The sequence below is a fragment of the Clostridium hominis genome (assembly GCF_014287825.1).
Taxonomy (GTDB): Bacteria; Bacillota; Clostridia; order Clostridiales; family Clostridiaceae; genus Clostridium; species Clostridium hominis.
Genome location: NZ_JACOOO010000004.1, coordinates 511,331 through 523,181, shown reverse-complemented (window position 1 = coordinate 523,181; position 11,851 = coordinate 511,331). Strand labels below are relative to the sequence as shown.

At 27.5% G+C, this 11,851-nt stretch carries 9 protein-coding genes and 2 pseudogenes; 10 read left to right on the top strand and 1 reads right to left on the bottom strand.

Features of this window, described 5'->3' with window-relative positions:
- The first annotated feature begins 51 nt into the window (after window positions 1-51).
- The 9 genes from H8S20_RS04105 to manA all read left to right on the top strand — a co-directional run bounded on the left by H8S20_RS04105 (window position 52) and on the right by manA (window position 10,000).
- A complete protein-coding gene (locus tag H8S20_RS04105) occupies window positions 52-1,044 on the top strand; it encodes an acyltransferase (RefSeq protein ID WP_186859338.1) in 993 nt (330 codons plus the stop codon).
- A gap of 31 nt (window positions 1,045-1,075) precedes the next feature.
- Window positions 1,076-1,942, top strand: coding sequence for a glucose-1-phosphate thymidylyltransferase RfbA (rfbA, locus tag H8S20_RS04100; RefSeq protein WP_186859337.1), 867 nt, complete (start codon window positions 1,076-1,078; stop codon window positions 1,940-1,942).
- A gap of 4 nt (window positions 1,943-1,946) precedes the next feature.
- On the top strand, window positions 1,947-2,522 hold the full coding sequence (gene rfbC / locus H8S20_RS04095) for a dTDP-4-dehydrorhamnose 3,5-epimerase (RefSeq protein ID WP_186859336.1): 576 nt from the start codon (window positions 1,947-1,949) through the stop codon (window positions 2,520-2,522).
- A gap of 9 nt (window positions 2,523-2,531) precedes the next feature.
- Window positions 2,532-3,425 carry a dTDP-4-dehydrorhamnose reductase gene (gene rfbD, locus H8S20_RS04090; RefSeq protein WP_186859335.1) on the top strand — a complete coding sequence of 298 codons (894 nt, stop codon included), beginning with the start codon at window positions 2,532-2,534 and terminating at the stop codon, window positions 3,423-3,425.
- 26 nt (window positions 3,426-3,451) lie between these two features.
- Window positions 3,452-4,504, top strand: a complete 1,053-nt coding sequence (gene rfbB / locus H8S20_RS04085; protein WP_186859334.1) for a dTDP-glucose 4,6-dehydratase — start codon at window positions 3,452-3,454, stop codon at window positions 4,502-4,504.
- A gap of 203 nt (window positions 4,505-4,707) precedes the next feature.
- The gene (locus H8S20_RS04080; RefSeq protein ID WP_186859333.1) at window positions 4,708-5,751 is read left to right on the top strand and encodes a glycosyltransferase family 4 protein; all 1,044 of its coding nucleotides are present in this window, start codon (window positions 4,708-4,710) and stop codon (window positions 5,749-5,751) included.
- Window positions 5,752-5,777: 26 nt separating this feature from the next.
- Entirely contained in the window at window positions 5,778-7,214 is a 1,437-nt protein-coding gene (locus tag H8S20_RS04075) for a flippase (RefSeq protein ID WP_186859332.1), read from the top strand.
- Window positions 7,215-7,287: 73 nt separating this feature from the next.
- Window positions 7,288-8,985: a phospho-sugar mutase gene (locus H8S20_RS04070; RefSeq protein ID WP_186859331.1), complete on the top strand. Its 1,698-nt coding sequence runs from the start codon at window positions 7,288-7,290 to the stop codon at window positions 8,983-8,985.
- Window positions 8,986-9,067: 82 nt separating this feature from the next.
- Window positions 9,068-10,000 carry a mannose-6-phosphate isomerase, class I gene (gene manA / locus H8S20_RS04065; RefSeq protein WP_186859330.1) on the top strand — a complete coding sequence of 311 codons (933 nt, stop codon included), beginning with the start codon at window positions 9,068-9,070 and terminating at the stop codon, window positions 9,998-10,000.
- A 123-nt stretch (window positions 10,001-10,123) separates the two neighbouring features.
- Here manA and H8S20_RS04060 read toward each other — a convergent pair.
- Window positions 10,124-11,330 (bottom strand): annotated as a pseudogene (locus H8S20_RS04060) (IS3 family transposase).
- A 109-nt stretch (window positions 11,331-11,439) separates the two neighbouring features.
- Here H8S20_RS04060 and H8S20_RS20400 point away from each other — a divergent pair.
- Window positions 11,440-11,673, top strand: a pseudogene (locus H8S20_RS20400) (transposase); the annotation flags it as partial.
- Between the last annotated feature and the right edge of the window lie 178 nt (window positions 11,674-11,851).

Here is an 11,851-nt window from a genome sequence, read left to right as displayed (position 1 = left end):
AATTAAGTTTTAGGGGTAATAATGACAAAAAAATTAAATTATAATATATGTATGTTAAGAGTAATAAGTGCATTATTAGTTGTAATGCTACATATCTCTCAACCTTTAGTATCTAATTATTATTTATATGGTAAAGAGGTATGGTGGGGAGCTAATTTATTAAATGTTTTATCAAGGTTTGCTGTGCCAATTTTTTTTATGGTAAGTGGTGCTTTATTACTGACCAAGATAGAAGATCCAATTAAATTTTATAAAAATAGATTTTTAAATATATTAATTCCATTTATTATATGGTCTTTTGTGTTAATAGTTTATAAAAATGCAGGAGATTTGACTCAAATATCATTAAAGAATTCTCTTATTGAAATTATTCAAAATCAAGTATATTTTCATTTATGGTTTTATTATGATTTAATTTCTATATATATTTTAGTGCCTATTATGAGGAAAATCATAGTAGCATTAAATGAAAAAGAACTTTTATTTATTCTGGTGTTATGGGGAGTATTTAATAATATAATTCCTACAATGCAGTTTTCATTTGATTTTAATATCGCTATTAAAAATATGTTTTTTGTTGGAAATATAGGATATTTTCTATTAGGATATTATCTTAAAACTTATGTAGTTGAGAGGATAAACTTGATTAAATCAGGAATAATTTTTGTTATTGGATATGTAGGCTCTGTTATTTTGGTTTATAAAAGTATATATCTTGATAGTGGTGGTGTTGATCAGTTCTTTTATAGTGGAAACAGTGCTTTTATTTTAATTATGAGCATTGGAATATTTATTTTTATAAATAAGATAAGATTTGCTGATAATAGTATATTAAAGAAATTAATAATATTTTTAAATGGATATACAGTAGGAATTTATTTTTTACATCCAATAATAATCGATATATTAATTAAATTTAATATAAGTATTGATAGAATTCCTAAATTTTACGGATTAATTATAATTTACTTAGTTGTATTAAGTATATGCTTAATTATAATATCAATAATGAAAAAGATTCCTTTTGTAAAAAAAGTAGTTTAAATAAATATTGTATAAAAAATGAGGTGAGTGAATGAAGGGAATAGTTTTAGCTGGAGGCTCAGGTACAAGGCTTTATCCAGTAACAAAGGCAATGTCAAAACAAATGGTACCCATATACGACAAACCGATGATATATTATCCAATATCAGTACTAATGTTAGCTGGAATAAAGGAGATATTAATAATATCAACGCCAAGAGATATAGTTAATTTTAAGGAGTTATTTAAAGATGGTTCAGAGTTTGGTTTAAATATAGAGTATGCTATACAAGAGCAACCGAACGGTTTAGCAGAAGCATTTATTATTGGAGAAGAATTCATAGGTAGCGATAGTGTAGCTATGATTTTAGGAGATAATATTTTTTATGGACAAAACTTTAGTTCGCATTTAAAAGAAGCAGCTTCATTAGGGAGAGGAGCACAGGTATTTGGATATTATGTACAGGACCCTAGAGCTTTTGGAGTAGTTGGATTTGATGAAAATGGAAGAGTGACTTCATTAGAAGAAAAACCGGAACATCCAAAATCTAAATATGCTGTACCAGGACTTTATTTTTATGATAATTCAGTCGTAGAAAAGGCTAAAGCCTTAAAACCATCTGTTAGAGGAGAGCTAGAAATAACAGATTTAAACAAAGTATATATGGAGGAAGAAAGCTTAACAGTAAATTTATTAGGTAGAGGAATGGCTTGGCTTGATACAGGAACACATGATTCAATGCTTAAAGCATCAAACTTTGTTGAGGCAGTTCAAACTACTCAAGGTACATATATTGCTTGTTTAGAGGAAATTGCTTATAGAAAAGGATGGATTTCTAGAGAGCAAGTTAGAGAATTAGCTGGACCATTAATGAAAACAGGATACGGAAAATATTTAATGGAAGTTATTGAGGAGTAGAGTGATGGAAGTAGGAAACTTTAAATTTATTGAAACAAAAATACCAGATCTTTATATAATTGAACCAAAGATTTTTGGGGATAATAGAGGTTATTTTATGGAAAGTTATAATAAACAAGCCTTTGATAAAGTAGGATTAACTATGACTTTTGTTCAAGATAATGAGTCAAGATCTAAAAGGGGTGTATTAAGAGGACTACATTTCCAAACTCAACATACTCAAGGTAAGCTTGTAAGATGTACTGAAGGTGAAGTATGGGATGTAGCTGTTGATTTAAGAAAGGGATCGCCAACATACGGACAATGGGAAGGTGTTTACTTAAGTTCGGAAAATAAGAGACAGTTTTATGTTCCAGAAGGATTTGCACATGGTTTTCTAGTATTATCTGAAGTTGCTACATTTAACTATAAATGTACAGATTTCTATTCTCCAGAGCATGACGGTGGACTTTTATGGAATGATGAGGATATAAAAGTAGAATGGCCTATTGAAGGTCTTGAAGAAATATTATTATCAGAAAAGGATAAAAGGCAAAGAAAATTTAGAGAATTAGATTTACCTTTTGTGTATGAGGGGTAGGTATTAGCTATGAAGATATTAATTACAGGATCAAATGGTCAATTAGGAAATGAGCTTCAAAGAATTATAGCAACAGGTAGTGCTGAAATTGGAGAAGTATCAAATGAAATAAAAACTTCTGAAGTATTTGCTTTAGATGTAGATAGATTAGATATAACTAATTTACAACAAGTAAAGATAGTTTTATCAGAGATTAAACCAGATGTAGTTATAAACTGTGCAGCAGCAACAAATGTTGATGGTTGTGAAAGTAATCAAGATTTAGCCTTTAGAATTAATGCAATAGGTGCTAGAAATTTAGCGATAGTTGCAGAAGAAATAGGAGCGAAATTAGTACAAGTTTCTACAGACTATGTATTTAGTGGAGTAGGAGATACACCCCTTACAGAGTTTGAATTAACTGCACCTTATAGTGTTTATGGAAAGACTAAGCTTTTAGGGGAAGAATATGTTAGGGAATTCTCTTCAAAATATTATATAGTAAGAACTGCATGGCTTTATGGATATGTAGGACATAACTTTGTATATACAATGATGAAGCTAGGAAATGTGAAGGATGAAATAAGTGTAGTAAATGATCAACTTGGAAATCCAACTCATGCAAATGACTTGGCATATCATATATTAAAACTTATAGAAACTGAAGAGTATGGCATATATCACTGTACTGGAAAAGGTGAATGTAGCTGGTATGATTTTGCAAGTGAAATAATGGAATTAGCGGATAGAAAGTGTAAAGTTAATCCTTGTACATCTGAAGAGTATAAAGTGATGAATCCAAGTGCAGCAAAAAGGCCAGAATATTCATCTCTAGATAATATGATGCTTAGATGCACTATAGGTGATGAAATGAGAGATTGGAAAGAGGCTTTACAATCATTTATGAATAACGTAGAAAAGTAGAATTTATTTAGTAAAGGGGTTTAATAATGAAAACTTATTTAGTTACAGGTGGAGCAGGATTTATAGGATCTAACTTCATTTTATATATGTTAAATAAATATAATGATATAAGAGTAATTAATTTAGATAAATTAACTTATGCAGGAAATTTAGAAAATTTTAGATCAATTGAAAATGATGAGAGACATATATTTGTTCAAGGAGATATATGTGATTCAAAATTAGTAGCTGAACTTTTTGAAAAATATGAAATAGATTATGTTGCTCACTTTGCAGCAGAGTCACATGTTGATAGAAGTATAAGAGAACCAGAAGTATTTGCTAAGACAAATGTTATGGGAACTGTTAATCTTTTAAATTGTGCTAAGAATGCATGGGAAAATGAAGATGGGACTTGGAAAGAAGGAGTTAAGTTCTTACACGTATCAACTGATGAAGTTTATGGTTCATTAGGAGAAACAGGGTACTTCATGGAAACTACTCCATTAGATCCTCATAGTCCGTATTCATCAAGTAAAGCTGCATCAGATTTGATGGTTAAGGCTTACCATGATACATATAAAATGCCAATTAATATAACAAGATGTTCAAATAACTATGGACCATTCCAATTCCCAGAAAAGCTAATACCATTATTAATTAATAACTGTTTATCCCATAAGGAATTACCAGTATACGGTGATGGAATGAATATAAGAGACTGGTTATTCGTAGAGGACCATGCTAAGGCTATAGATATGGTTATTAACAATGGTAGAATAGGTGAGGTTTATAATGTTGGTGGCCATAATGAAAGAACTAATATAACAATAGTTAAGACTGTAATTGGATATTTAAATGAAAATGTAGATAAAGAAGTTACTGAGAATTTAATTAAGTATGTAGAAGATAGAAAAGGTCATGACAGAAGATACGGAATAGATCCAACTAAGATCAAAGAAGAATTAGGATGGTATCCAGAAACTACATTTGAAGTTGGAATTAAAAAGACTATTAAATGGTACTTAGATAATCAAGAATGGATGAATAATGTAACATCTGGAGAGTATATGAATTACTATAGTGAAATGTATAAATAAAAATATAGAGAATTTTTAAATGAGAGGATTTGAAGCTCTATAATTAATTAATTTTATTTAAATATATGTGAAGTTAAGATTTTTTATATTTAAAAATAAATTTAATTATTATATTTGTCTTTAAATCCTCTTAGATACTTTAATATGACTTATATTAGTAAGTTCAAAAAACACTATAATAAATATAGTTAAGAGGTTTTAATATGAAGATAAATATAATAATTCCATTCACTTATTTAACAGGGGGAATAAGAGTAATATTTTTATATGCAAACTATTTAAGTAAAAAAGGATATGATGTGTGCGTTTATGTACCAATGGTAGCATATAAGTTTAATCATAATAATATAAAACGATTAAAGATGAGTTTAATAAATACAATAAAAAGAAGAAGTAAAGTTGAATGGTTTAATTGCAACTTTACAATAAAGTTAATTCCGAAAATTAATAATTTATTTTTAAGGAATGCTGATAGAGTTATTGCAACAGCTTGGCCGACAGCCGTAGACGTGAGTAAATTAGATAAATCTAAGGGAGAAAAGGTTTATTTAATACAAGATTATGAAATATGGAGTGGAGATCCTAATGAAGTAGATAGTACCTTTAATTTACCTCTAAATAGAATTGTTATTACCAAAACATTACAAGATTTAATTAAAGAGAAGTTTAATGCTGATTCTACAATTATTTATAATGGATTAGATGAAAATGAATTCTTGTTAGGAGAAAAAGTTACCAACTCTACTAAAAATATATTAATGCTTTATAATGAGGCTGAAAATAAGGGTTCAATTGAAGGTATAGAGATATTAAAGCAAATTAAAGAAAAATATAATGTAAATATTAAATTGTTTGGATTTAAGTATGGTTTTAATATTCCAAATCAATTTGAATTTTATGAAAATCCATCAAGAGAAAAACTATTAAGTTTGTATAGAGAAAGCGACATATATGTATTTCCGAGTAAACATGAAGCTTGGGGATTACCTGTTATGGAGGCTATGGCTAACAAGTGCGCTGTGGTTGGAAATAATGTTGGCTGTTTAAAGGAGATTGCTACAGATAATTTAAATTCTTTATTAATAGAAAACTGTAATTATAAAGATATGAAATTTAAAATTGAAGGCTTGTTAAATGATAATGAAAAGTTAAAAAAGATTCAAGACAATGGTTATGAGCTAGCCAAAAAGTTTAAATGGATAAATTCATTTGAAAAATTTGAAAGCTTTTTAAGTAATTTAAATTAAAATTAAAGTTATAGTAGGAGAATAAAATGGCCAAAGAGAAAAATATGTTTAAAAATTTTTTGTATAATACTATGTTTACAGTATTAAATTTATTATTTCCAATAATAACATTACCATATGTATCAAGAATAATAGGAGCTGAAGGAATTGGTAAAGTTAACTTTTCTAATTCTATAGTAAATTATTTTTTAATTATAGCATCACTAGGAATACCACTATATGGAGTTAGAGAAATTGCAAAAGTAAGAAAAGATAGAAAAAAACTATCTCAAGCTTTTAGTGAGATATTTATTGTCAATTTTTTATCTACTATATTATGTATAGTTTCTTATTACCTAATGGTAAGTAACTTAGTTTACTTTTCAAAAGAAAAATTATTATTTTTAACAGTAGGTATAAATTTATTCCTTAATATTTTCAACTTAGATTGGTTTTATCAAGGATTAGAAGAGTATAAATACATAACCATTAGAAGTGTGATAATAAAGTCAATTTCAATTATAATATTATTTATTTTTGTTAGAACAAGAGAGGATTATATTAAATATGCATTAATTAATATTATAGCTATAAGTGGTAATAACTTAATAAATATGGTAAACATAAGGAGATTTACTAGTTTTACACTTAAAGGATTAAATATTAAAAAGCGTATAAGACCAATATTAGTACTACTATCAATACAGGTTTCTGTAAATATATATATAAACTTAGATACAACTATGTGTGGGATATTAGCTGATGAAGTTAGTGTTGGATATTATAGTAATGCTGTAAAAATAAATAAAATAATAGTTACAGTTGTTACCTCTATAAGTACAATATTATTACCAAGACTATCATTTTATATAGAAAATAATGAAGTTGATAGGTTTAATGAAATTGTAAGTAATGTGTTTAAAATAATAATATTTGCTGGAATTCCAGCAAGTATAGGTATGTTATTTGTATCAGAAAATATAGTTAATATAATGTTTGGTGCTGAATTTATGCCAGCAATAAAAACTATGCAGATATTAAGCCCGCTAATACCTATTTTAGCTATTGGAAATTTATTTGGAACACAAGTGTTAATGCCTATTGGTGAAGAAAAAAAACTGTTAGCATCTGTAGTTGCCGGATCAATAGTAAACTTCACATTAAATATGATTTTAATACCTATATATAGAGAGAATGGTGCAGCTTTAGCAACTGTTACAGCAGAACTAATTGTAATGATAATACAAGTAAGATATGCATTAAAGTTTGTTAAGGTGAAAATTGAAAAAAAGGATTTGTCTGCAATAATTTTTTCGAATTTAGTTATGATTATTTGTTTAGTTATAATTAAATTATATATAAAAGGAGTCTTTTTAAATTTAATAGTTTCTGTATTATCAGCGGGAATAATATATTTACTTATTAACATTAAAATGAAAAATACAGCATTTGATGATATAGTAACTCAGTTAAAGAAAAAATAAAAATATTTTATTGAGTGTATAGATATAGTATTAAATTTAAATAACATATAAAGAAGTTTTACAGGAGATTAAAATGAAGTATAAAGATAAATATAATTTATGGTTAAATTATATAAAAATTAAAAGTGAAACTAAGATGGAGTTGTTAAAAATTGACGATGAACTTGATATAGAAGATAGATTTTATAAGGATTTAGATTTTGGAACAGGTGGACTTAGAGGAGTAATAGGGGCTGGAAGTAATAGAATGAATATATATACTGTTGCTAAAGCAACTCAAGGATATGCTCAATATTTAAATGCTAGCTTTGAATCACCATCAGTGGCTATAGCTTATGATTCAAGAAATATGTCTAAGGAGTTTGCAAAGGCAACAGCTTTAACTTTTGCTGCTAATAATATAAAGGTATATTTATTTGAAGATTTAAGACCTACCCCAATGCTCTCATTTACTGTAAGAGAGCTAGGGTGCAAAGGTGGAATAGTTATAACTGCATCTCATAATCCTAAACAGTATAATGGCTATAAGGTTTATGGAGAAGATGGTGGGCAAATAACTGATGAAACTGCTAAAGAAGTTATTGGATATATTAATAATATAGATATATTTAATGATGTGAAGTCTATAGCTGAAGAAAAAGCTTTAGAAGATGGATTATTAACTTATATTGGTGAAGATATTGATAGAATTTATATTGATAAAGTTAAGTCTTTAATATTAAGGAAAGACTTAATAGATGAAAAGGCAAAAGAACTTAATATAATATATACTCCAATTCATGGTTCTGGGCTTATGCCAATAAAGAGAACTTTAACTGAATTAGGATTTAAAAAGTTAAATATAGTTAAAGAGCAAGAGAAACCAGATGGTAACTTCCCAACGGCATCTTATCCAAATCCAGAAGAAAAGAGCGTATTCAACATAGCTTTAGATATGGCAAAGGATATTAATCCAGATATAATATTTGGAACAGATCCAGACTGTGACAGAATAGGTGTTGTTGTAAAAGAAAATTCTGGTGGCTATAGAGTATTAACAGGCAATCAAACAGGGATGCTATTAGCTCACTATATCTTAAAGTCTTTAAAAGATATGGACAAGTTGCCTGAAAATGCTGCAGTTATAAAGACTATAGTAACGACTGAAGGTGTTAGAAAGATAGTTGAAAGCTTTGGAGCAGAGCTTATTGATACATTAACAGGATTTAAATATATTGGAGAAAAGATAAAAGAGTTTGAAGAAACAAATTCAAATTCATTTATATTTGGACTTGAAGAAAGCTACGGATACTTATCAGGAACTTTTGTTAGAGATAAGGATGCTGTAATTGCAGCTACATTAATAACAGAAATGGCTCTTTATTATAAAGAAGAAGGTTTAACTTTATATGAAGCTTTAATGAAATTATACGAAGAGTATGGTTTTACTCAAGAAGAGTTAATATCAATAGAGCTTCAAGGTAAAGAAGGACAAGAAAAGATAGCAAAATGCTTAAACTCTTTAAGAGAAGATAAAATTATAGAAGTTAATGGAGTTAAGGTAGCTAAAGCTTTTGATTATACATTAACTGAAGAAACAGGATTACCAAAGTCAAATGTATTAAAATATATATTAGAAGATGACTCATGGTTTGTTGTAAGACCATCAGGTACAGAACCAAAGATGAAGGTTTACTTATCAGTAGTGGGAAGTTCTATAACTGATTCAGTAGAAAGATTAAATAATTTTAAAGAAGATGTTATGAAAATAATAAATAGTAAATTAGATTAATTGTAATTTAAGGCTACATGAGGTTTTTTATGTAGCCTTAAATAACATATATTTTTATTTACTAGTAAGGAGCAAGAATAATATGTATCCACTTAAATTTACAAATTTATATTATGAAAAGGTATGGGGAGGTCGTGATTTTGAAAAGTTTAGGAGTGACTTACCAGAAGGTAATATAGGTGAAACATGGGATATTGCATGTCATCCTAATGGAACAGGAGTTGTTGCTAATGGTAGATTGAAAGGCATGACTTTTAATGAACTTATTCAGGATTATAACGAAGATATATTTGGAAATAGCATTAAAGATGGAGAATTTCCTTTATTAGTTAAATTAATAAACTCAAATGAAAATTTATCAGTTCAAGTACATCCAAATGATGAATATGCAAGAAGAGTTGAGAATTCATATGGTAAGACAGAAGCATGGTACGTTGTGGATGCTGCTGAAGATGCAGAATTAATTGTAGGGACTAATGGATGTACTAAAGAGGAATTTAAAGAGGCTATTAATAATGGTAATGTTGAAGGGTGTTTAAATAGAATTAAAGTTAAAAAAGGTGATGCTTTCCTAATTAATAGTGGATTAGTGCATGCTATATGTTCAGGATTAGTTATTGCTGAAATTCAGCAAAATAGTGATATTACATATAGAGTATATGATTATGGAAGACCTAGAGAAATTCATGTAGAAAAATCTTTAGATATAATTGATTTTAATTTAAAGCCAGAAAGATTAGTTGAAAATTATCAAGAATTTGATGGATATAAATATACAAGTTTATGTAAAAATGATTATTTTACAATAGATAAATGTATAGTAGATCAAGTTTTTGAAACTTGTAGCAAAGAAGAATTTTCAATAATTACTTGTGTTGAAGGTACAGGTAAGATTAATTATAAAGATGGAAGTGAGAGTATAAATAAAGGTGATAGTATATTGATTCCTACGAGCTTAGGAGATTATGAGATAATAGGTAAGCTAGAGATATTGATATCTAATCCAACAATCTAGTTGTTGCATAAATGTTACATAATTAATTATAATATGTACCATTTGTCAGGGGCAGTTTAAAAAAGCCTATGTAATATTAAGAAGATGATTTCTGTATTGGACAGGAGTCATCTTTTTTTAATTTCATTGAGATCTATAATTATTATGATAGTCAATATAATCATCTATTTCTTTAACTAATTCATAAAAAGTTTCACACTCTTTAATATTTCTTTCATCTTTTAAATGGCGCCAAAATGATTCCTGCAGGGCTGGTCTTGACATAGACTGTCCTATTTCTTTAAGTTTATTCTGGAAAATTGGACTTGTATAATGAGATCCTTGATCAGAGTGAATATAGGCAGCTTTATTTAAATACACTATTGCCTCTAACAGATTATCAACTGTTTTTATTACTATATTTATTTGTAAGCTTTTTGAAAGATTATATGCTAATACTTCATTTATAGAAGCATATAGAATGGTTAACAAATAAGCCTTTTGGCCATTTTTATAAAATAGATATGTTATATCAGTTAACAATACCTTCGCAAGGGTATCCTATTTAAGTTGTATATTTAGCAAATTAGGTAAGACTCTATGATCATTAGTTGCTTTCATTATTCTTCTATGTGGATTTGCTTTTCTATGAGGGCAAACAATATCATATTTTTAATTATTCTCCTAATTTGTTTTAAATTATAATTAATTCCAAAGAAATTTTGTAATGTTATTTTTATTTATCTAGAACCTTTTTTGCAGCTCTTAAAATCTCTTTCTTGTTGATTGCAATGGTTAGAAATTGATGCCTTTGAGAAATAATTATAATATCCGGATCGTGAAACACTAGCTAACTCATATAAGTAGCTAATCTTATTTAGAAATGCATTTCTACTAGAAAATTATTTAATTAAGATAAATCTTTCGTTAATTAATAATTTTATCTTTTTTTGTCACTCTCCTTTCTAGCTTTTTTAGGAATTCGTTCTCTGCTTATAAAAACTTTATTTTAGCCTGAAGCTTATCATATTTCTCTTGTAATGACAATTCTTTTTCAGTAGGTCGTCCTGTATTAAATTTTCTATTATCCTGTAACTGTCATACTCCATTTCTACGAAATGCAGAGCGATATCTATTAGCTGAAGAATGCACTCTTTCCATATCTAGTATATTTATATCCAAATCACCAAATCACATTCTTCAAATTATTTGTCTAGGTAATTTTCATTTTCAACTATAAATAATCTTTTAAATTAATTAGAGTATGTAATACCTTTATTAGTAAATTTTTTACGTATATATTTTTAGATAATATTTCAATTTCTTCATTTGTAAATAGCTTCTTACCCAAAGCATCACCTCTTAAACTTATTTATTCTATTATACATAAAAGTACCCTATAAGGTAGGATTTTTTTTATTGTCTATCTTACAGGGTATAGTTTAATAATTTAAGTGCTTTTTTTATTCTCCACACATATAAGAAAAATAATTTATATAATTAATGTTGTCGAAAGTTTGAATAGTCAATTTAGAAAATTTACCGAGAATAAACTAATATTTCCTACTGATGAGAGTTTGTTAAAAATGTTATATTTATCTAATGAGAGAGTTAATTCTAAATGAATTAGAAGTTATGCAAACTGGGATTTAGTTGTCAATGAATTAAAAATAATATTCTCTGATGCGTTTTGAAAAGGAGTATAAAAAAACTTTAACAAAGACTACTCTCTGTTAAAGTTCTTTAAAAATCTATCTTCTATCTACGTATATATTCACCTTAATTGGTGAATATATACGTAGATAGAAGATACAATATAAATCAGAATATTGTTAATTATTCCTAGCAAGAATTTTCAGATACACAAAGTTT